Here is a 21,396-nt window from a genome sequence, read left to right as displayed (position 1 = left end):
CGAGGGGTGGAGACGGAGCACGGCGAGGAGCCAGAGGTCGCGGCCGATCACCTGGCTGCGGACCTGCAGTACACCCGTGGCGGCCGGCTCCGAGGACTCCTCGACGCCGCGCTGGGCGGCGGCGTAATCACCGTGTTCGATCTCGTCGTCACCCGCCTGGACACGGGCGGCGTCGTCATCCGCACCGCGGCCGACATCGGCGATCCCCACGACCTGCTCGGTCTGGTGCGGCTCGACCTCGAGACGACGACCACCGCGGAGTTCCTCGAGAAGTGGGGCCCGGGGTGAGTCGGAGGCCCGCGATCCTCGTCCCCGCCCTCGGCGTCCTGCTGCTGACCGCCGGAGTCGTCGTCGCGCTGGCGACTCCGCGCGAGATCTCGTTCGGTTGGTTCGCCTACGCCCCGCTGTCGGACAGCCTCTTCCCGCCGCCGGGGACGCTCCTCGTGCGCTGGGAGCAGCTCGTCGCCGCGGCGCTCGCCGTCCTCGGTCTGCTCGTGCTCGCGTTCTGGGCGGGCACTCGGTGGGCGTCGCGCGGCGGACGCCGTCGCAACGAAGGCTGAACGGCTCAGGATCCACGGATCTCGCGCGGAACGCCCGCTGAGCCTCGCTTCTGCAGGCCCGGAGCGCCGCCCTCAGCTCTCGACGACGGGCAGCTCCGCGCTCGCCACCACAGCGCCGCCGGTCGCGACGATCTCGACGGCGGCCACCGACTCGCGCAGCACCGCCGCGTTCATCTCGCAGTCGATCTCGACCGCGCTGCCGAGGAACGACCCCGAGGCCAGGCGCTCGCCCGAGTCGGTCACCAGGACGAGGTCGAAGCTCTCCCCCGCGGTGAAGCCGGAGGCGCGCAGCACGGTCTCGGTGCCCCAGGTGTGGGCGATGACGGAGCCCTCGACATCGATCGCCGACGACTCCTCGAAGGCGATCGTCTCGACCGCGCCGAGCGTCCCGGGCGGACCCGCGACGGGTCGCTCCTCCGTGCCCTGCAGCGCCGTCGCGCCGAGGGCGCCGATCGCGACGCACGCCGCAGCCGCTCCCACGGCGAGGGCCGCGCGGCGGACGCGGTCGCGCGTCGGCGGCTGGTCCGCGAGGCCGAGCACCCGCGAGCGGAGCGCGGCCGGGGCCTCCGGCTCCTCCCACCCGCCGATCGCTCCGAGGCCCTCGAGCACGACTCCGAAGGAGGCGAGCTCGCGATCGATCGCGGGGTCCTCGGACCGCAGGCGGTCGAGCTCGGCCGCCTCGCCCGCGGACAGCTCGCCCGCGAGAGCCGCGGCGATCAGCTCCTCGCGGCGTCCGCCGGACTGCTCGGTGCCTGTCATGGTCGCTCCTGGTCGGTCGGGTCGGTCGAATCGATGCCGTCGGGCGCCGCGAGGTGGTCGCGGAGCGCCCGCAGCGCGTAGAAGGCGCGGGTGCGCAGGGTCGCCACCGGCACCCCGGTCGCCGCGGACAGCTCGGAGTAGCTCTCGCCGCGGAGGTGGATCGCGACCACGACGGCGCGGTGCGGCTCCGACAGCCGCGCGAGCGCCTCCGCCATCGCGAGCGGATCGAGGGGGTCGCGCTCGTCGCCGGGGACGTCCTCGAGCACGTCCGCCGCGACCAGGCGGGGCAGCCGCTGCATCGAGCGGTGGACGTCGACGACGACGTTCCGCGCGATCGCGAACAACCAGGTGCGCAGGCTGCCGCGCTCGGGCGAGTAGCTCGCCTGCGAGCGCCACGCCCTCAGGAACGTCTCCTGCACGCAGTCCTCGGCGAGTCCGCGGTCGCGCAGCGCGTTCACCGCGAAGCCGAGCAGGGCCGAGCCGTGCGCGTCGAAGGCCTCGGCGAGGTCGAAGCCGGTCCCGGGTCGGAGTCGGGCGACCGGGGCGGGCGCGCGATCGCGGTCGCGGGAGGACCGGGTCATCGCGGGCTCCTCGTGTCGTCGCGCCAGTGGTGCCGCGGATGCCATCGGCACCTCCTCGATCGCGGACCGGTCGGTCCGTCGAGGGAGGTACGTCACTTCAGGACGCGGCGTTCATCCGGAGCGGATCCCGAGTCTACGAAGGATCCCTGAGCCGGATGCACGCCCGCCCGGCTCCGTCCGGGCCAGCCGCGCGATTGGACACGCCCCTCCCTCTCCGGCATCCTGAACGTCATCACGAGACCCGGACCCGTCTCGCCTCCAGCTCCCGGACGACGGCGGACCCCCGCGTCTCCGAGATCGGGACGGGCCTCAGGGTCGAGCACGCGTTTCGGGTACGCCGCTCCGACCGGGCCGTCCCCGGGCGGGGTCGTCCAGGGTCGACCCCGCCCCCCACCCGACGGAGTCAGCGTCGGCGCGCGAACAGCCCGAGGCTGTACGCCAGGAGCAGCAGCGCCATCACTGCTCCGGACGCGACCGCCAGCGCCTCGGCGGCGCCCGTCACCAGCCCGAGCGCACCGAGCACGACGAGCAGCCCGCCCAGCAGCGCGAACATGCGCTCGTGGAACGCCCACGAGAACGGCAGGAAGTGCAGTCCCACGACCAGCGCGATCAGGGCGGGGCGCAGCTCGCCGGCACCCGCCCCCTCGAGCAGGCGCGTGCCTGCGGCGATCAGCGCCAGCTCCCCGGCGACGCACGCGAGGTAGACGGCGATGCCGACGCGGCTCGGAGGGACGAACGGACCGAGATCCCGGGGGCGCACGAAGAGGAACCAGAGCGTCGCGGCGATCACCGCCACCACCCCCACCCGGACGACGAGCGGCAGCGGCCCGGCGGGCGTGTACGAGAAGACGAACACCGCCGCACCGGCCAGCCCGATCAGGGCCCCCGTGCGGCGCGGGTCGGCGAAGACGGGAGGAGCGGTCATCCGGCGAGCCTCGCAGACGCCCGGGCGAGGCGGTAGGCCGGACCGCGCCGCCCTCCGGCGTCCGACCCGGCTGCTACCGTCCTCGACCATGACCCGCATCGCCCTCGAGGGCATCACCCTGCTCGCCGACGACGTGCAGGGGCTCGCCGCCTTCTTCGAGCGCGCGCTGAGCTTCGCCGTCGTCGTGCGGGAGGAGTCGTACGTGCAGCTCGAGAACGAGGGCGTCCGCCTCGCCGTCTTCCACCGCGCCGGTCTCGGCGCGCACACCCGCGACCACCCCTCCTTCCGCGCACCGCGTGGCGGCCAGGCCGTGGAGCTCAACTTCGAGTGCGCGAGCGCGGCCGAGCTCCCGGAGGAGTTCGCCGCGATCGTCGCCGCCGGAGCCGTCGCGATCGCCGAACCGGTGCGTCAGGACTGGGGCCACCTCACCGGCTTCTTCGCCGATCCGGAGGGCAACATCCACTCGCTCTTCGCGGTCCTCCCGTCCGAGGGCTGACGCCTCACCCCGCGTGCCGCCCGCGGCGCCTCGCCGACCCGGGCCGCTCGACGAGCAGCAGCTGCAGCGCCAGCATCGCCAGCACCAGCAGGACGATCACCGGGAGCTCGGCGAACGACCGGGGCTCCTTCTCGAACGTGATCGACGCGGTCGCGCCGCGCTCACCGGAGGGCGCCACGGTCACCACCGTGTGCCCGGGCGACGCCGACACGCTCACCGCCGCATCGGCTCCTCCGACCGTGCCGAAGGTGTCGCGCGCGAGGTCGACGGTCACGGGCGCGGTCAGCCCCGCGGCGCCGCCGCCGAGCTGCGCCGGATCGCTCACCGTCACGGTCATCGTCCGCTCGTCCTCGTGCACGCTGACGAGCGCGCGGCCGTCGATCTCGCCCCAGGTCCGGCCGTCGGCGACGATCCGCTGGGGCTCGTCGCTCCACGTCACCGCGCTCACGGTCCCGCTCGAGCCGTCCCGGACCGCGCCGAGCTGCGCGGTGCTCGCCAGCACGTCGACGTCCGGGTCGAGCGCGTACGCCGCCGTCGCCGCCTCGTCGCTGCCGGGCAGCACGGTCCAGGCGTAGCCCGCGTCCGTCGGGTCGGTGCCGTGGTCGAGGGTCAGCGTGTCGAAGCGGGCGGCCGCCGGGGAGCGGTCCTCGCCCGACCACTCTCCCGACCGGGTCTCGTCGAGGGCGGTGACGGACGCCGGCTCGGGGAACACGTACCCGACCGACTCGCCCGATCCGGTGATCGACGCCCAGCGGGCGGTCGTCGTCGACGAGGAGCCCGCGGCCACCGGAGCACCGTCGACCCGCAGGACCGCGTCCTCGCCCAGCGCGCGGCGGGAGTCCACGGTCGTCTCCACGCGCCGCGGCGCGCCGTCCCAGCCCGTGCCGGTCATCCCCGTCGACGTGATCCCGGAGCCCAGCGCCACGATCTCGTCGTCGAACGCGAACCACGCCTTCTGCGCGACGAGGCCGGTCGCCGGATCGCGGTGCACGAAGGCGGCGACTCCCGCCTCGGACGCCGTCGCGATGCTCCCGGCCGCGGATCCGGGGACGGTCTCGTTCCCGCCGTCTCCGGGCGCGCGCACGATCGTGTCCTCGGTCGTGCCCGGCACCCGGTAGGGGTCCGCCGTGGCCCAGTAGCCGCCGTCGTACTGCTCGGCGGACCCGGAGTAGAGGTACGTCGCCCCGTTCCCGGTGCTCCACCCCGTCCCGTTCTCCCCGCTCAGGGTCTCGAACCCGGCGATGCGCTCGCTCGACATCCCGACCGCGAAGGCCCAGTCGTCGGTGCTGCGGACGAAGCGGTCCATGCCGGTGAAGGACACCGCGCCCGATCCGATCGGGGCCGGCTCGATCGCCGCGTCCTGGAGCACCAGCCGCGCGCGGACCACATCGGCCACTCCGCCCTGGGACTCGACGGTCGCGGCGCGGTCGCCGGCGCACTCGAGCCACGACTTCGCGAGGGCGCGCAGCCTCGACTGCAGAGCGGGCCCGGCGCTGTCGGCCAGCCGGAGCACGGCCGCCTGCACCCGCACCCCCGCCTCGGTGTCCTCCTGGTCGGCGCGGGCGATCTCCCGCCCGCGGACCGTCGACATCAGGGCTCCGCACCACGTCACGGGTCCGAACGCGTCCAGGACGCGATCGTGGATCGTCGACCCGTCCTGGCCGCGGATCGAGAAGGGCGAGCCGTCGAGCACCGAGTGCAGCTCGGCGAGCGTCTCGAGCATCGAGAGGCCGTAGCCCCCGGTGTACGCGAACACGCCGTGCTGCACGAACGAGCCGTCGGCGTGGAAGCCGTCACCGCCCGCAGCCGTCCGCAGCGCCGGCGCGACGGCCTCCACGGCCTCGCCGATCCGGTCCGCCTGCCCGAGCAGCACTGAGCGCAGCGCGAGCACCGAGGCGGACCAGACCCGGTTCGCCCCCGTGCGCTGGACGGAGTCCGAGAAGTGCGCGGCCGCCCCGAGGTACGCCCGCTCCTGCTCGTCCGAGAGGTCGTCGTGCAGCAGGGCCACGAGGTGGTTGAGCTCCCTCGGCACGCCGATCTCGGCCTGCCACCAGTTCGAGTCCGCGACGGTGCCCTCGTTGTAGCGGGTCGCGTGCAGCCGGTCGGCAGTGGCGACGACGTCCCGGATCAGCGCCCGGTCCTCGAAGAGGGACGAGCCGGGGGTCTTCACCGCCCGCGCCAGCACCACCAGGCGCTGGTACGCCCGCCACACCTCGATCATCGACTCCCCCGTCGAGAGGTCGGCCCACGGCTCGGTGCCCGCGGGGTCCAGCGCGGCCCGGTACGAGCGCGCCTGCTCGGCCACCCGTTCCGCCGCCGCCGACAGGTCGCCCACGGCGTCGCTCCCGGGCACCGTCCCGACGAGGCCCGCGACGATCCGCTCGCGCATGGCGTCGAGGTCGACGACCGGAGCGGACGCCGCCGGAGCGGGCGCCGCGGCCGCCGTCGTCGGCGCGAGGGCGAGCACGAGGAGGCCGGCCAGCACCGCCGCGACCGCTCGACGCGCGAGGGACCGGACGGGGTGGAGAGGAGTGCGAGCAGACATGGATCATCCCGGTGACGCCGCCGCGGTCGCCCTCGGGGGCGCGGACCTCGGTGCCCGCGGGCTGCGACGGCGCGTGCGTTCCGAGGGTATGCCGCTTCCACCGCGGGAGCGACTCGGACCCGCCTGCGCGAGGATCGACTCCGTGACCGTGTCGTTCGAGTGCCGCACCCGCTCCTCCCGCTCGCCCGCCGAGCTCTTCGACCTCGCCCGCGACATCGGCGTGCACACGGCCTCGCAGGCCGCCGCCGGCGAGCGGGCGGTGGGCGGAGTCGTCACCGGCCTGATCGGACCGGGCGAGGAGGTGACGTGGCGGGCCCGCCACTTCGGCCTCCCGTTCTCGCTCACGAGCCGCGTCACCGCGTTCGACGCCCCGCACCGCTTCGTCGACGAGCAGGTCCGCGGTCCCTTCGCCCGCTTCCGCCACGAGCACCTCTTCGAGGCGGACGGAGCAGGCTGCGTCATGACCGACCGGATCGAGTTCACCGCGCCGCTCGGCCCCCTCGGCCGGCTCGTCGAGCACACCGTCCTCGCGCGCCACCTGCGCCGCCTCATCGAGGAGCGCGGCCGCTTCCTCGCCGGGTCCGGCTGAGCGCGGGGCGCAGCCCGCACCCCCCGTCCGGAGCCGCCGTGAGAGCGCGACCCCGCCCTGCCGCTCCCCGCCGCACCGCCTGACTATGCTTGTCAGCACCTACGACCCGCGAGCCCTCGCCGGTCGCGGGCTCGCGACTCCGATGCCCGGGGACCGGAGGGGGTGCACATGGCCGACCGGCCCAACCTGCGCCACGTCGCCGCCGTCGCGGGCGTCTCGCACATGACGGTGTCGCGGGTGCTGAGCGGTCATCCCAACATCAAGGAGTCGACCCGGCAGAAGGTCCTCGAGGCGGTCGACGAGCTCAACTACCGGCCCAACATCGCGGCGCGCTCGCTGGTCACCCAGCGCACCGACCGCATCGGCGTGATGGTCGAGAGCGGAGCCGAGTTCGGCCCCTCGAGCACGCTGCGGGCGATCGAGCGCGCGGCCCGCGAGAAGGGCTACTCCATCACCTCGGTGGCCCTGCGCAGCGACGCCGACATGACGGCGGTCGACGCGATCAACCACCTCACCGGACTCGGGATCGACGCGCTCTGCGTCATCGCCCCGCGCTCCTCCTCCGTCGCGACGCTGCGCACCGTCCGGATCGGCGTGCCGACCCTGGTGGTCAAGTCCGACAAGGACCCCAACTTCCTCACCGTCTCGGTCGACCAGCAGGGCGGCATGGCCCAGGCGGTCGACCACCTCGCCTCGCTCGGGCACCGCGACGTGCTGCACATGTCCGGCCCCCTCGACTGGCTCGACGCGCGCGCCAGGGAGCGCGCCTTCCACACCCGCGCGAAGGCGTGGGGCATGCACGAGCGGCCGATCGTCGTGGGCGACTGGACCCCCGACTCCGGCTACGACTTCGCCACGAGCCTGCGCTCGGTCCCCGACTTCACCGCCATGGTCGTCGCGAACGACGAGATGGCGCTCGGAGTGATCCACGGCCTGGTCTCGCGCGGCATCCGGGTGCCCGAGGACGTCAGCATCGTGGGCTTCGACGACCTGCCGACCGCGCGGCACTTCCTCCCTCCGCTCACCACGGTGAAGCAGGACTTCGACAAGCTCGGCTCGACCGTCGCCGAGGTGATCCACGCCCGCATCCGCGGCCAGGAGATCCCGCAGCGCACGCGGATCCCCACCGAGCTGGTCGTGCGCGAGTCGACGGCGCCGCCCCGGTCGTGACCCTTCCGGGACCACCCCGGTCCCCGTGCTCGCGTATCATCGGCGGCACCCATCAGCGTCGAGGCAGGCACTCGCGCGCGACACGAACCGAGGGCGGCACGTGGCAGTTCAGTCGAGGACGACGGAGCGCGGAGCCGTTCCCGTGGTCGAGATGTCGGGCATCACCGTGTCGTTCGCGTCCGGACCGGCCCTCGAGGACGTGCGCTTCCGCCTGTTCCCCGGCGAGATCCACGGCCTCATGGGCGAGAACGGCGCCGGCAAGTCGACGCTGATCAAGACCCTGACCGGCATCCACCGGCCCGAGGCCGGCGTGATCGTGATCGACGGGGTGGAGCGCAGCTTCACCGGCCCCGCCGACGCGAAATCCGCCGGCATCACCGCGGTGTTCCAGGACGAGCGGCTGACCGACAACCTCAGCATCGGCGAGAACATGATGATCGGCCACGAGATCCGCGGCCGCTTCGGCATCTCGTGGTCGCGCACCCATCAGCGCGCCGCCGAGATGCTCGGCGAGCTCGGCCTCGGCGATCTCGATCCGCGGCTCCCCCTCCGCTCGCTCTCGCCGGCAATCCGCCAGCTCGTCGCGATCAGCCGCGCCATGGTCGACCGGCCGCGCGTGCTCGTGCTCGACGAGCCCACCTCGAGCCTGGACCTCGGCGACGTCGCCCGTCTCTTCGCGGTGCTGCGGCGGCTGCGCGACGGAGGCGTCGCGATCCTCTTCGTGTCGCACTTCCTCGAGCAGGTCCTCACGCTGAGCGACCGCCTCACCGTGCTGCGCGACGGCAGCACCGTCGGCGAGTACCCGGCGCACTCCATGGACCGCGCCGAGCTGATCGCCAAGATGATCGGCAAGGACATCGACGCGCTGCGGCAGATCGGCTCCGACCGCCGCGAGCACCGCCGCCAGCCCAGCGGCCCGCCGATCTACCGGGCGTTCGGCCTCGGCCGCCGCGGAGCCGTCGCCCCGACCGATCTGGAGCTGCACCGCGGCGAGATCGTCGGCTTCGCGGGTCTGCGCGGCTCCGGGCGCACCGAGCTGGCGTCGCTGCTCAGCGGCGTCGACCGCGCCGACACCGGCCGCGTGCTGATCGACGGCGAGCCGGCGCTGATCACCGACCCGGGCTCCGGCCTGCGCAACCGCATCGCCCACTCGAGCGAGAACCGCCGCGAGGACGGCATCATCGGCGACCTCTCCCTCCGCGACAACATCGTGCTCGGCATCCAGGCGCTGCGCGGCTGGGCCCACCCCCTCTCAGCGGCCGAGACCGACGACCTCGTCTCGACGTACATCGAGGCGCTCAACATCACGCCGGCCGACCCGGACCTCCCGGTCAAGTACCTCTCCGGAGGCAACCAGCAGAAGGTGGTCCTGGCGCGCTGGCTCGCGACCCGGCCGCGGCTGCTCGTGCTCGACGAGCCCGCCCGCGGCATCGACGTGGCCTCGAAGGTCGAGATCCAGGCCCACATCTCGCAGCTCGCCAAGGAGGGCGTCTCGGTCGTCTACATCTCCTCGGAGCTCGAGGAGGTGGTGCGCCTCAGCGACCGCATCGTCGTGTTCAAGGACCGCGAGAAGATCGGCGAGGTCAGCAACGGCCCGTGGCTGACGGTCGACACGATCGTCGAGATGATCGCGGCCGACGCGGAGCCGGACGCGGACGAGGACGACGGGTACTGAGGCGGGATCCTCCCCTCACTGCGCAGGGTCGCACGGTGATCCGCCATGCCGCAGCGCGCTCGAGCGATGACGGCGCGACCGACTGCAGGCGGAGCTGCGCATCGCACCGCCGTCCTCGGCGGAGCCCGCACAACCGGCTTCGAGAGGGTACAGAGCGGTGGGGCTCGCCGCTCCGCGCGACGTAATTCTGTATACCGATCTGACCGGACACCCAGTGGCGGCGCCGCAGATGGCCCATATTAACGGGGCTGCCAGAAGATGTAGCATGGTTGAAACTTGCCGGAACAGCATTTGGGATACAAACGAGGAGTCCTCGCGGTGACCACCACTCTGGAGCCGCCTCACCCCTCGCCCTGCTGGGAGCTACACATGACTGCTGTATCCCGCACCACCGCTCCGCCCGCTTCAGGCCACACGGTCGCCTCCGTCCTCGACTCCATCGGCTTCACCCGTGCGCAGTTCTGGGTGTTCCTGCTGATCCTGGCCGGGGAGTTCTTCAACACGCTCGAGCAGAACTCGGTGGGCGCCATGGGCAGCCACATCAAGGAGACGCTGCAGATCGGCGACATCCAGCTCACGACGATCAACACCGCCACGGTCATCGGCGGACTGATCGGCCGTGTGCTCGCCGGCTACCTCGCCGACCGCTACGGCCGCCGCTTCTCGCTCAGCCTCAACCTGCTGATCTACACGCTCGGCGGCCTGATCAGCGCCCTCGCGATGAACTACGAGATGCTGCTGGTCAGCCGGCTCATCGTCGGCATCGGCATCGGCGGCGAGTTCATGATCGGCCTCGTCATGCTGTCCGAGATGGTCTCCACCCGCTTCCGCGGCACCGCGATCGGCGCCGTCAACGTCGGCGCCGGTGGGCTGGGCAACTTCCTCTCCTACGGTCTCTTCCTCCTGCTGCTCGGACCGCTGGAGACGCCCCTGGGCGGGCCGGACACGGTCTGGCGCTGGTCGTTCGTGATCCTGGCCGTCCCCGCACTGCTGGTGGTCTTCTACCGCCGCAAGCTGCCGGAGACGCCGCGCTGGCTGCTCTCGCAGGGTCGCACGGAGGATGCCAACCGCTCGCTCGCGATCCTCTCCTCGAACTCGCTCACCCCTACCGGCGCCCGTCCGCCGATCGAGCTGACGCAGGCGGATCTGCCGCCCGTGCAGATGTCCGCCTCCCCCGCCGCGGTCTTCAGCCGTCCCGTGATCCGCCGCACCGCCGCCCTCGGCGTCGCGTCGTGGATGGCTTTCGGCTCGCAGGTGACGCTGAACTTCCTGATGCCCACCCTGCTCGTCGAGCGCGGCTACTCCGTCTCGGAGAGCCTGCTCTACACGATGATCATGAACATCGGATCGCTCCTCGGAGCCACGACTGCCGCCCTCATCGCCGGCCGCGTCGGACGGCGCACCGCAGTGGGCGCCGCAGGAGTGCTGGGGTGTCTCACCGCGCTCGCCTTCGCCGGCTTCGGCAACGGCACCGGGGCGATCCTGGTGCTCGGCGTCCTCTTCCAGTTCTTCACCATGGTCACCAACACCACTCTCGCGACGTGGACCGCGGAGATCTTCCCGACCGCGATCCGCGCCTCCGGAGCCTCGATCGTGAACGGCATCGGCAACATCGCCGGTGCGGTCATGCCGTTCCTCGCTGTCGCACTGTACGGCTCGTTCGCCTTCGCCGGCGTCTTCGGACTCGCCGCCGTGATGTATGCGGTGCTGGTGGTCGCCTCCCGATTCGCCCCGGAGACACGGGGGCGCTCGCTCGAGGACGTCAACGAGAACGCCATCGCCGCCGCCCACTGACCCACACACGCCCCCGGCGCTCCGGCGCCGGGGGCGCGAACCCACAAGGAGCACCATGGACACCCTCACCGTCTCGGCCACCGCCAACGGACTCAACTACCTCCCCGAGTACGTCGCCGACGTCGGCGGCCTCTTCGCCGACCGAGGTCTCTCCGTCACCGCCACGGCGCGCGATCCCTGGACCGGCGTGCTCGACGACCTCGATTCCGGCGCAGCGGACCTCGCCCTCGGCGGTCTCTGGGTGCCCGGGATGTACGCAGGCACGAGTCGGGAGCTGACCGTCGTCGGTCAGCTCAACCACCGCTTCCCCATGACGATCGTCGCCCGCGACGCGCCCGGCCCCGTCGGACTCGACTGGCTCGCCGGCAAGGTGGCCCTCGCCCCGGGCGCCGGTGGCAGCGCGCCGTACGAGTACACCGCCGGCCTGATCCGCGAGGCCGGGCTCGACTCCTCGGCGACCCGCTGGGCCCGCGACCTGTCGACGGCCATGATGCTGGAGCTCTACCGCGGCGGCCTCGGGGACGCGATCGTGCTCGACCTGCTCTCGGCGAAGGAGCTGGTCGCGTCAGGGGGAGGTCGGATCGTGTTCCAGCACCTCGACACGGGCGTGATGCCCAACAGCGTCTACTACACCCGCACCGAGCGGGTCGCGGAGCTCGCCGACCGCACCGAGCGCTTCGTCGACGCGATCGAGACGGCCATGCAGAAGATCACCGCGGGCGAGGCGGGGCCCGAGATCGACGCGGTGCTCGCCGCTCGCTGGCCCGACCGGGATCCGGTGCTGCTGCGCGAAGCGGCCGACGAGATGGCGGCGGGCGGTGTCTGGGACACCACCGTCATCGACGAGGCCGCCTCCGACAGGTGGATGAGGATCCTCGCCGAGGCGGGCCTCGTCACCAGGGCACCCTCGCTCGCGGAGCTCACCGGGACCGCCGTGGTCGGCGCCCGCTGATGACGCTCGTCCTCGCCTCCGAGCAGATCGCCGCACTGCTCCCCGCTGTCGACGTCCTCGGGACCGTCGAGCAGGTGTTCGCCGACCTGGGGTCCGGGATTCTGAGTCAGCCGGCCCCGACAGCACTCCCTGGGGAGGACGACGGACTCGTCCTCCCCATGGCGGCCCGCTCGGACGCCCTCGGACTCGCCGCCGTCAAGCTCATGGCGGACCTGCCTGCGAATGCGGCACGGGGACTCCCCACTCAGCGCTCGACCATCCTGGTCACCTCCCTGCAGACCGGCGAGTGCGTCGCAGTGCTGGACGGTGCGCTGATCACGCGGGCCCGCACCGCCGCTGCATCGGCGGTCGCCACGCGGCACCTCGGGAGGACGGGCAGCCGGATCCTCGGGCTCGTCGGCGCCGGCAACCTGGCCGTCGAGCACGTTCGATCACTGAGCGCGGTCATGGACGTCGACGAGATCGTCGTCTGGTCGAGGTCGGAGGCGACGCTCGACCGGTTCTCGGAGGCGGTCGGGCGGCCGGTGACGCTCGCCGGGTCTCCTCAGGTCGTGGCCGAGCGCTGCGATGTGCTCTGCACGCTCACGCCCTCGATCGACCCGATCGTGCGCGGAGAGTGGCTCCACCCCGGTGAGCACGTGAATGCCGTCGGCGCCCGGCCCCGACCGGAGCATCGCGAGCTCGATTCGGCGGCGATGACGATCGGGACTCTCGTCGTCGACAGTGCGGCGACCGCCCGCGCCAAGTCGGGCGATCTCGTCCGCGCGACCGCCGAGGGCGCGATCGACCCGGTCGCCGAGCTGCGCGAGCTCGGCGACGTCGTCGTCGGAACCGCTCCGGGCCGCACGAGCGTCGAGGAGATCACCGTCTTCGACTCTGTCGGCCTCGCCGCCCAGGACCTCGCCGTCGCGGCAGCACTGATCGACCTCGCGCGCCTGCGCGACGTCGGCACCGAGATCCGCCTCTCGCCCGCGGCGGTGATGGTCTGATGCGCATCGCCGTCGTCAACTGCAACACCACCGAGTCCATGACCGAGACGGCCGCGGCGCGTGCCTGGCTCGCCGTGGGGCCCGGCACCGAGATCGTCCCGGTCACCCCGAGCTGGGGAGTCGCCTCGGCCGAGGGCTGGTACGACAGCTTCCTGAGCGCCGCGGCCGTCCTGCACACCCTCGAGCGCCTCCCCGCCGACATCGACGGCGTCGTGATGGCGGGCTTCGGCGAGCACGGCCGCGAGGGGGCCCGGGAGCTGCTCGACGTCCCCGTCGTCGACATCACCGAGGCCTCCGCGCACCTCGCCATGCTGCTCGGCCGTCGCTACGGAGTGGTCACCACCGTTCGCCGCGCGGTCGGGCAGATCGAGGACAGCCTCACCACCGCCGGACTGATCGCGCACTGCGCTGCGATCGAGGACACCGGGCTGGGCGTCCTCGAGCTCGACGTCGACCCGGAGGCTACCCTCGAGGCGTTCGTGGCCGCGGGCGTGCGCGCCGTCGCCCGCGGCGCCGAGGTGATCTGCCTCGGCTGCGCGGGGATGGCGGGACTCGAGGAGCACGTCAGCGCACGCCTGCCCGTGCCGGTCGTGGACGGTGTCGCCGCCGCGGCCGCCCTCGTCGAGACACTGGTCCGCCACCGTCTGGGCACCAGCCGGATCGACAGTTACGCCCGTCCTCTTCCGAAGGCGCGGAGCTGGCCGGGCGGGTGAGCGTGTTGAATGGAGCGGCCGTCGCTAGGAGGACCCCCATGACCCTCGTCACCCCCGAGGAATCCTTGGCGAGCCAGACCTACCGGTCGCTCCGGAAGCGGATCATCCTCGGCCACTATCCGCAGGGCTCGCGACTCGTCGAAGCGTCGCTCGCCGCCGATCTGCACGTCTCGCGCCTCCCCGTCCGGGAGGCCGTCCCGCAGCTCGCCAACGAGGGCTTCGTGCGCATGTCCCCCCGCCGTTCGACCCGCGTCGCCCAGTGGAGCGAGGAGGACGTGGTCGAGCTCTTCGACGTCCGCCTCAGCCTCGAGACGCTCGCCGCGCGTCTCGCGGCCCGCGCGGTCGCGGCCGGCGCGTCCCTCCAGCCCCTGCTCGAGGCGATCGAGGCCGAGCACCGCGCGCTCGACAGCGAGGACTGGCTCGACGTCGCCGAGACCTCCACCGTCGTGCACGAGGCCGTCGTCGAAGTCGCCGGGAGCGCCCTCCTCGCCTCGCTGATGCGCGCGGTCACGGGCAGGATGACGTGGCTCTTCTACCTCACCAGCGCCCGTGACCAGCGACAGCAGTCGGACGAGCACCACGGTCTCCTCGAGGCGATCCGGTCGGGCAACGACCGCCTCGCGGAGTCCATCGCCTTCACGCACATCGAGAAGGGACGGGCTCCCTCGCTGCTGATGCTGCAGAAGTCCTGACCTCCGCCGGGATCGCGGATCGGAGGGCCGACCCGCAGTCCCCCCTCCTCCCCAGGGTGCCCGCGTCCGATCCGTCCCCCGCTCACCGCCGGGCGGACGAGGATGTCGGTGGTCGCGTGTTGACTCGTGGACATGAGAGAAACTCGAGAAGACGATCCCTCCGAGTCGGCGCTCGCGGAGGTGAGGGAGCGCGGTGATCGCGCCGGCGCGCTCGCGCGCTCCGCGGCACCGGTCCTGCTGGCGGCGGCCGAGGAGCTGCACGCGGGGTACCGGGCGGCACTCGCACACCCGGAGGCGTTCGCCCGGGGCCTGTCGCGCAGCGAGACCGACGAGCTGGTGGAGCGGTCGATCCGAGCGGAGTTCGCAGTCGCACTGGGCGTGTCCGAGCGGGTCGCGTCGCGCGAGCTCGACGAGGCGCAGCTGCTGGTCGAGGAGCTGCCGTGCACGCGGGCCGCGCTGGCCGCAGCGCTCATCCGCTGGGAGGCGGGGCGGCTGATCTGCGCCGTCGCGCAGACCCTGCCCTCCTCCTCCCGGGCGGTCTTCGACGAGCGGGCGGCGGGGCTCGCCGTCTCGATGACCCCCACTCAGCTGCGCCGCGCCGTCGCACGGCTCCGCGAGGAGGTGCACGAGGAGCCCCTCGAGCGGCGGCACGTCCGCGCTCGCGAGGACAGGGCGGTCTGGATCGTGCCCGAGGTCGACGGCATGGCGACCCTGTGCGCGCTCCTCCCGGCACCGGTCGCGCTGGGCGCGTTCGCCCGCCTGGATCGCATCGCACGGACCCTCCGCGACGGCGCCCCCGGGAGCGACGTCCGGCACGCCGACGCCGGCGCGGAGACTGACGAGCGCACGCTCTCGCAGCTGCGGGCCGACGCGCTCGCCGATCTGCTCTGCGACGGCGACGTCTCCGGCACCGCCCCGACCGAGGAGGGGGTCGTCGCCTCACGCGCCTTCGTGCCGGGGGTGCGCGCCGAGGTGCGCCTCACGATCGCCGCGAGCACCGCCGCGGGCCTCGACGACGCTCCGGCCGACCTCGACGGCTACGGACCGATCTCCGCCCGTGCTGCGCGGGAGCTGGTGGGCACGGCGGCCTCCTTCACCCGGGTCCTGGTCGATCCGGTGTCCGGCGGTGTCGCGTCCGTCGGCCGCACCCACCGGGTCCCGCCCGCTCGGATGCGGCTCCACCTGCAGCTGAGGGATCGGACGTGCCGATTCCCGGGCTGCACCCGCTCCGCCGCCACCGCCGAGGCCGACCACACGATCGAATGGCGCCACGGCGGCGAGACCGCGCTCGACAACCTCGCGTCGCTCTGCGTCGCCCACCACCACGTCCGCCACGGCGACCGCTGGACCTACGTCCTGCATCCCGACGGCACCGCCGACTGGACCACTCCCACCGGACGGCGCGTGACCACCCGTCCGGCCCCGGTCCCCGGCGCCGCTCGCGCGTTCTCGGGCGGACCGAGGTTCGAGGACGCCCCGCCGCCGTTCTGACCGGTCGACCCCCGCGACGGCGAGGCGCGACGGCGAGGCGCGACGACGGAGAGAGGCGGCCACGCGAGGCGAGGCGACGGAGGGGCGGCGAGAGGCGGCAGCGGAAAAGCGGCGAGGGGCGGTGGCAGTGAGAGGCGGCGGCGGCGAAGCGGCGAGGGGCGGTGGCGGAGAGAGGCGGTGAGGCGCCGCCGCGGAGAGACGCGGCGAGACGCGGCGGCGGAATCCAGGGGCGAAGTGCGGCAGCGCGACCCGGCAGCGGGGCGCAGGGGTGCAGCGGCGCCGTCGGGAGGAGCGAGCCCGCCGCACCGGGGTACCGGATCGTTACACGGCAGCGCGAGGACGCTGTTGCGTCACAAGTTTTGTTCACGGTAACATCCGAGCAGAGGACGCGATCACTCGGCGTCCACAGCACATCCTGCACTCACTGCACCTCGGGCCGCTAGGCCCGACCACCACCGGGCCTTCGCGCCCACCCCATCCCGGGCGCTCTTCGGCGCGCCCGCGGTCTCAAGGAGGAGACACATGTCCACGAAGAGGCGTATCGGCCAGTTCCTGGGTTTCGCAGCGGTCGGCGCGATGGCGTTCGGCCTCGCAGGCTGCTCCGGCGGCGACTCGGAGGCGGGAGCCGGCGGCGAGGGCGACCTGACCACCATCGGATTCGTGGCCGTCGGCCCCGAGGGCGCGTGGCGCCAGGCGAACGAGACCAACATCGAGGACACGTTCACCGAGGAGGCCGGCTACGAGCTCAAGTACGCCCCCGCCACCAACGGCGACCAGAAGTCCCAGATCGACTCCTTCACGTCGTTCGTCGACGAGGGCGTCGACATCATCCTGCTGTCGGCCACCGAGGGCTCCGGCTGGGAGGACTCGCTCGAGCGCGCTCAGGAGGCCGAGATCCCGGTCATCCTGATCGACCGCGGCATCGAGCCGGACGACTCCGACCTCTACGTCACCCGCATCGCGCCCGACAACATCGCGGTCAGCACCTCGGTCGCCGACTGGGCCACCACGACCTTCCCCGACGGCGCGAACTACTTCACGCTCGAGGGCCCCGCGGGCGTCTCGGTCGTCAACGAGCGCAACGAGGGCTGGGACGAGGTCATCGGCGCCGACTCGAAGTTCGTGAAGCTCGGCGCGCAGACCGCCAACTGGTCGACCGAAGAGGCGAAGAGCGTCTTCGAGACCGTCCTGAAGTCGAACAACAACGACGTCCAGCTCGTCTTCGCCCAGAACGACGAGATGGGCCTCGGCGCCGTCCAGGCCGTCCAGGAGGCCGGCCTCACCCCCGGCACCGACGTCAAGATCGCCACGATCGACGGCACCAAGAACGCGCTGCAGGCCCTGGCCGACGGCGAGCTCAGCTTCGTCGCCGAGTACAACCCGTTGTTCGGCGAGACCGCCCTCGACGCCGTCGAGAAGACGCTGGCCGGCGAGACCGTCGAGTCCTCCATCGTCGTCCCGAGCGAGACCTTCGACTCGCCCGAGGTGGCCGCCGAGGTCCTGCCCGACCGCAAGTTCTAGGGCCCGACCGCAGCCCTAGGGCTCACACCCTCCCCCTGCGGAACACGCGGGGCCCGGACGATCTCCGGGCCCCGCGTCTCCGTCCCTCGGCGTCACCGCTTCCGGTCCGCCCTGCTCGAGAACGGAAGGACGCGACATGACAGGCTCGCCTCCGATCGTCGAGATGAAGAACATCTCGATCAGCTTCCCCGGTGTCAAAGCGCTCGACGGCGTCGACTTCCGCCTCTTCCCGGGCGAGGTCCACACGCTCATGGGCGAGAACGGCGCCGGCAAGTCCACGCTCATCAAGGCCCTGACCGGCGTCTACCGCATCGACAGCGGCGAGATCCTGGTCGGCGGCTCCCCCAAGCGCCTCGGCGGCACCGCCGACGCGCAGGCGGCCGGCATCTCGACGGTGTACCAGGAGGTGAACCTGGTCACGAACCTCTCCATCGGCGAGAACGTAATGCTCGGCTACGAGGTCCGCGGCCCCTTCGGCATCAACTGGAAGGCCACGCACGCGGCGGCGAAGGTCGCCCTCGGCAAGCTCGGGCTCGACCACCTCAACACGCGCCAGTCGCTCTCCTCGCTCTCGATCGCGATGCAGCAGCTGGTCGCGATCAGCCGCTCGACGGTGAGCGACTCGAAGGTCCTCATCCTCGACGAGCCGACCTCGAGCCTGGACGCGAACGAGGTCGAGAACCTCTTCACCGTCATCCGGCGCCTGCGGGCCGAGGGCGTCGCGATCCTCTTCGTCTCGCACTTCCTCGACCAGGTGTACGCGATCAGCGACCGCCTGACCGTGCTGCGCAACGGCACCTTCATCGGCGAGTACCTCACGCCCGATCTCGACCGCACCTCGCTCATCTCGAAGATGATCGGCAAGGACATCGCGGCGCTGCGCTCCCTCGACTCCGAGCGCGAGAACAGCGACCACCTCTACCGCGACGCGCCGCTCTACACGGCCAAGGGGATCGGCCGGAAGGGCTCGATCGAGCCCACCGACCTCACCCTGCACCGCGGAGAGGTCGTCGGATTCGCCGGGCTCCTCGGCTCCGGCCGGACCGAGCTCGCGCGCCTGATCTACGGCGTCGACAAGCCCGAGACGGGCGAGATCACGCTGCACGGCAAGAAGATCGACGTGCCGACGCCCACCGCGGGCCTCGCGCACAAGATCGCGTTCTCGAGCGAGAACCGCCGCGACGAGGGAATCATCCGCGACCTCTCGGTCCGCGAGAACCTGATCCTCGCGGTCCAGGCCAAGCGCGGCTGGGCCCGTCCCCTCTCCAAGAAGGAGAAGGACGACATCGTCGCGAAGTACCTGGTCGAGCTCAACGTCCGCCCGGCCGACCCCGATCGCCCGATCAGCAAGCTCTCCGGTGGCAACCAGCAGAAGGTCCTCCTGGGCCGCTGGCTCGCCACGCACCCCGAGATCCTCATCCTGGACGAGCCCACCCGCGGCATCGACGTCGGCGCCAAGGCCGAGATCCAGGAGAAGGTCGTCGCGCTCGCCGGCGAGGGCGTCGCCGTGATCTTCATCTCCTCCGAGCTCGACGAGGTGGTCCGCCTGAGCGACCGCATCATCGTGCTCAAGGATCACCGGGTCATCGCCGAGATCCTCAACGGACCCGCGGTGACAGCGGAGTCCATCGTCACTACCATCGCCGCAGAGGGAGTCGTCGACGAGGACGTCGTCGTTCTCGAAGGCGCCACGCAGGAGGCCGCATCATGAGCAGCGACACCCGAGCCGGCAGGACCTCGTTCCTGACCGGCCTCATCCGGAGGCAGTGGTTCTGGGGAGCGGTCGCGATCGTCCTCCTCCTGCTGATCAACGTCGTCAAGGACCCGGGCTACCTCGCGGTCTCGATGAGCCCCACCACCGGCTACCTCGTCGGCAACGTCATCGACATCGCCCGAGCGGCGGCTCCGATCCTCATGATCGCCGTCGGCATGTGCCTGGTCGTCGCGACCGGCGGCATCGACCTCTCGGTCGGCTCGATCATGGTCGTCGCCGGAGCCGTCTCGATGGAGTTCCTGAACGCCCAGGGCGCTCCCGACTCCCTCGGCGCCGCGGCCGCCGCCTTCGGCCTCGCGCTGCTCGTCAGCGCAGTGCTCGGAGCGGTCAACGGCGTGCTCGTCTCGGTGGTGGGCCTCCAGCCCTTCATCAGCACGCTCGTCGTGATGCTCGCCGGCCGCGGTCTCGCCAAGGTGATCACCGGCGGCCAGAACACCGCCGCCACCAACGAGCCGTTCCGCTGGCTCGCCAACGGCTACGTCTTCGGCCTCCCGGTCGTCTTCCTCCTGGCGATCGCCATCGTCGTCGCGGTCGGCCTCCTGGTCCGCCGCAGCGCGCTGGGCCTCATGATCGAGGCCATCGGCATGGACGCCAAGGCCGCCCGCCTCGCGGGCATCAACCGCCGCGGCCTCCTCCTCACCGCCTACATCAGCAGCGGCGTGCTGGCCGGAGTGGCGGGCGTGTTCGCCACCGCGAGCGTCATGACCGTCGACACCTCCCGCACCGGGTACCAGCTCGAGCTCGACGCGATCCTCGCGGTCGTCATCGGCGGCACGTCGCTCGCGGGCGGCAAGTTCAACATCGCCGGAGCCGCGGTCGGAGCGATCCTGATCGCGACCCTCGACAAGACCGTGGTCTTCCTCGGCGTCTCCTCCTCCGCGACGCCGGCCTTCAAGGCGATCGTGATCGTCGCTCTCTGCCTCCTGCAGTCCGAGCGCGTCCGCTCCGCCTTCTCCCACCGTCGCGAAGCGCGTCGTCGCGCCCCGCAGAAAGAGGCGATCCCCGCATGAGCGCCCTGCTGACCCGCTCCGCCCCTCCGGCGAGCTCCGAGCGCACGAGCGCCCGGTCCTTCTTCAGCCAGCACCTCGACAAGCTGCCGACCCTCGCGGCGCTCGTCATCTTCGTCGGCATGATCGTCTACGGCGAGGCGGCCTACGGCCGGATCCTCCAGGCGAGCACGCTGTCGAACCTCCTGGTCAACAACGCGCACCTGATCATCCTCGCGGTGGGGCTCACCTTCGTGATCCTGACCGGGGGCATCGACCTCTCGGTCGGCGCCGTGATCGCCTTCAGCAGCGTCAGCGGCGTGCTGCTGATCAACGCCGGCTGGAACCCCTGGATCGTCATGGTCCTGATGATCGTCATCGGCTCCGCGTTCGGCCTGATCTCGGGCATCCTGATCCAGTACTTCGACGTCCAGCCGTTCATCGCGACGCTGGCGATGATGTTCCTGGCGCGGGGGCTCGCCTCGATGCTGAGCACCGTGCCCGAGCGCCTCCCCGAGGACTCGGCGGTGCTCTCGCTCGCGACGCCGATCAAGCTGATCGACGGGCCCAAGGTCAACGACTTCGTCATCAGCCCGGGCGTCGTCATCGCGCTGCTCGTCGTGGCCGGGGCGTTCTTCGTCCTGCACCGCACGCGGCTCGGCCGCACGGTCTACGCGATGGGCGGCTCCGAGCAGTCGGCGGCGCTCATGGGCCTCCCGGTCCTGCGGACCAAGCTCTCGATCTACGTGATCAGCGGCACGCTCGCCGGTCTCGCCGGAGTGGTCTACACGGCCCGCCTCGGCAGCGCCCAGAACATCACCGGCACCGGATGGGAGCTCGACGCGATCGCGGCGACCGTCATCGGCGGCACGCTGCTGACCGGAGGCGTCGGCTTCGTGCTCGGCTCGGTCGTCGGCGCGCTGGTCCTGGGTTTGATGAACGTCCTGATCACCCGCGACGGCGGCATCCCGCCCGAGGCGACCACGATCATCACCGGCGGCATCCTCCTCGTGTTCGTCCTCCTGCAGCGCGCCGTGATGCGGCGCAGCAGGACGTAGCGCGCACCCTCCACGCACCGACTCCGACGGCACCCTCGAGCCCCTCACGGGTCCGGGGGTGCCGTTCGTCGTTGTGCTGCGAGCGCTGCGGATTAGAGTGCGCCGGAGGTGCCCGCACCCCTTCAC

General features: G+C 72.1%; 20 protein-coding genes. 16 read left to right on the top strand and 4 right to left on the bottom strand.

Going from position 1 to position 21,396, the window contains the following annotated elements; all coding sequences use genetic code 11:
- Nucleotides 1–6 precede the first annotated feature (6 nt).
- The gene (locus tag AC0CID_RS15510; RefSeq protein WP_465227509.1) at nucleotides 7–288 is read left to right on the top strand and encodes a hypothetical protein; all 282 of its coding nucleotides are present in this window, start codon (nucleotides 7–9) and stop codon (nucleotides 286–288) included.
- Nucleotides 285–560, top strand: a complete 276-nt coding sequence (locus tag AC0CID_RS15505; RefSeq protein ID WP_465227508.1) for a hypothetical protein — start codon at nucleotides 285–287, stop codon at nucleotides 558–560. Before AC0CID_RS15510 ends, AC0CID_RS15505 begins: the two co-directional genes overlap by 4 nt.
- A gap of 72 nt (nucleotides 561–632) precedes the next feature.
- On the opposite strand, the gene AC0CID_RS15500 is transcribed toward AC0CID_RS15505, so the two are convergent.
- The 3 genes from AC0CID_RS15500 to AC0CID_RS15490 all read right to left on the bottom strand — a co-directional run bounded on the left by AC0CID_RS15500 (nucleotide 633) and on the right by AC0CID_RS15490 (nucleotide 2,825).
- Nucleotides 633–1,319, bottom strand: coding sequence for an anti-sigma factor (locus AC0CID_RS15500; protein ID WP_465227507.1), 687 nt, complete (start codon nucleotides 1,317–1,319; stop codon nucleotides 633–635).
- Nucleotides 1,316–1,900: an RNA polymerase sigma factor gene (locus tag AC0CID_RS15495; RefSeq protein ID WP_465227506.1), complete on the bottom strand. Its 585-nt coding sequence runs from the start codon at nucleotides 1,898–1,900 to the stop codon at nucleotides 1,316–1,318. Before AC0CID_RS15495 ends, AC0CID_RS15500 begins: the two co-directional genes overlap by 4 nt.
- A 403-nt stretch (nucleotides 1,901–2,303) precedes the next feature.
- Nucleotides 2,304–2,825, bottom strand: coding sequence for a DUF7010 family protein (locus AC0CID_RS15490; protein WP_465227505.1), 522 nt, complete (start codon nucleotides 2,823–2,825; stop codon nucleotides 2,304–2,306).
- 88 nt (nucleotides 2,826–2,913) lie between these two features.
- On the opposite strand from AC0CID_RS15490, the gene AC0CID_RS15485 reads away from it, so the two are divergent.
- Nucleotides 2,914–3,321, top strand: coding sequence for a VOC family protein (locus tag AC0CID_RS15485; protein WP_465227504.1), 408 nt, complete (start codon nucleotides 2,914–2,916; stop codon nucleotides 3,319–3,321).
- Between the two features lie 4 nt (nucleotides 3,322–3,325).
- Here the strand turns inward: AC0CID_RS15485 and AC0CID_RS15480 are convergent, their stop codons facing one another.
- Entirely contained in the window at nucleotides 3,326–5,866 is a 2,541-nt protein-coding gene (locus AC0CID_RS15480) for a polysaccharide lyase 8 family protein (protein ID WP_465227503.1), read from the bottom strand.
- A gap of 142 nt (nucleotides 5,867–6,008) precedes the next feature.
- Here AC0CID_RS15480 and AC0CID_RS15475 point away from each other — a divergent pair, with 142 nt between their 5' ends.
- The 13 genes from AC0CID_RS15475 to AC0CID_RS15415 all read left to right on the top strand — a co-directional run bounded on the left by AC0CID_RS15475 (nucleotide 6,009) and on the right by AC0CID_RS15415 (nucleotide 21,270).
- Nucleotides 6,009–6,455, top strand: coding sequence for an SRPBCC family protein (locus tag AC0CID_RS15475; RefSeq protein ID WP_465227502.1), 447 nt, complete (start codon nucleotides 6,009–6,011; stop codon nucleotides 6,453–6,455).
- A 168-nt stretch (nucleotides 6,456–6,623) separates the two neighbouring features.
- On the top strand, nucleotides 6,624–7,625 hold the full coding sequence (locus AC0CID_RS15470) for a LacI family DNA-binding transcriptional regulator (RefSeq protein WP_207405680.1): 1,002 nt from the start codon (nucleotides 6,624–6,626) through the stop codon (nucleotides 7,623–7,625).
- 151 nt (nucleotides 7,626–7,776) lie between these two features.
- Complete coding sequence (locus tag AC0CID_RS15465) at nucleotides 7,777–9,300, top strand: sugar ABC transporter ATP-binding protein (protein ID WP_465228115.1); 1,524 nt, start codon at nucleotides 7,777–7,779, stop codon at nucleotides 9,298–9,300.
- 369 nt (nucleotides 9,301–9,669) lie between these two features.
- Nucleotides 9,670–11,094 carry an MFS transporter gene (locus AC0CID_RS15460; protein WP_465227501.1) on the top strand — a complete coding sequence of 475 codons (1,425 nt, stop codon included), beginning with the start codon at nucleotides 9,670–9,672 and terminating at the stop codon, nucleotides 11,092–11,094.
- Between the two features lie 55 nt (nucleotides 11,095–11,149).
- The gene (locus AC0CID_RS15455; protein ID WP_465227500.1) at nucleotides 11,150–12,046 is read left to right on the top strand and encodes an ABC transporter substrate-binding protein; all 897 of its coding nucleotides are present in this window, start codon (nucleotides 11,150–11,152) and stop codon (nucleotides 12,044–12,046) included.
- On the top strand, nucleotides 12,046–13,035 hold the full coding sequence (locus tag AC0CID_RS15450) for an ornithine cyclodeaminase family protein (RefSeq protein ID WP_465227499.1): 990 nt from the start codon (nucleotides 12,046–12,048) through the stop codon (nucleotides 13,033–13,035). Before AC0CID_RS15455 ends, AC0CID_RS15450 begins: the two co-directional genes overlap by 1 nt.
- Nucleotides 13,035–13,748, top strand: coding sequence for an aspartate/glutamate racemase family protein (locus AC0CID_RS15445; RefSeq protein ID WP_465227498.1), 714 nt, complete (start codon nucleotides 13,035–13,037; stop codon nucleotides 13,746–13,748). Before AC0CID_RS15450 ends, AC0CID_RS15445 begins: the two co-directional genes overlap by 1 nt.
- A gap of 38 nt (nucleotides 13,749–13,786) precedes the next feature.
- Nucleotides 13,787–14,440, top strand: a complete 654-nt coding sequence (locus AC0CID_RS15440; protein ID WP_465227497.1) for a GntR family transcriptional regulator — start codon at nucleotides 13,787–13,789, stop codon at nucleotides 14,438–14,440.
- Nucleotides 14,441–14,572: 132 nt separating this feature from the next.
- Complete coding sequence (locus AC0CID_RS15435; RefSeq protein ID WP_465227496.1) at nucleotides 14,573–15,931, top strand: HNH endonuclease signature motif containing protein; 1,359 nt, start codon at nucleotides 14,573–14,575, stop codon at nucleotides 15,929–15,931.
- A 522-nt stretch (nucleotides 15,932–16,453) separates the two neighbouring features.
- A complete protein-coding gene (locus AC0CID_RS15430; RefSeq protein ID WP_207405665.1) occupies nucleotides 16,454–17,452 on the top strand; it encodes an ABC transporter substrate-binding protein in 999 nt (332 codons plus the stop codon).
- 136 nt (nucleotides 17,453–17,588) lie between these two features.
- The gene (locus tag AC0CID_RS15425) at nucleotides 17,589–19,163 is read left to right on the top strand and encodes a sugar ABC transporter ATP-binding protein (protein WP_465227495.1); all 1,575 of its coding nucleotides are present in this window, start codon (nucleotides 17,589–17,591) and stop codon (nucleotides 19,161–19,163) included.
- Nucleotides 19,160–20,236 carry an ABC transporter permease gene (locus AC0CID_RS15420; RefSeq protein WP_465227494.1) on the top strand — a complete coding sequence of 359 codons (1,077 nt, stop codon included), beginning with the start codon at nucleotides 19,160–19,162 and terminating at the stop codon, nucleotides 20,234–20,236. The genes AC0CID_RS15425 and AC0CID_RS15420 overlap by 4 nt, the downstream gene beginning before the upstream one ends.
- The gene (locus AC0CID_RS15415) at nucleotides 20,233–21,270 is read left to right on the top strand and encodes an ABC transporter permease subunit (protein ID WP_207405658.1); all 1,038 of its coding nucleotides are present in this window, start codon (nucleotides 20,233–20,235) and stop codon (nucleotides 21,268–21,270) included. The genes AC0CID_RS15420 and AC0CID_RS15415 overlap by 4 nt, the downstream gene beginning before the upstream one ends.
- Nucleotides 21,271–21,396 lie beyond the last annotated feature (126 nt).

It is taken from the genome of Rathayibacter sp. AC451 (assembly GCF_979253095.1).
This window is presented reverse-complemented; position numbering and strand designations above follow the sequence as displayed.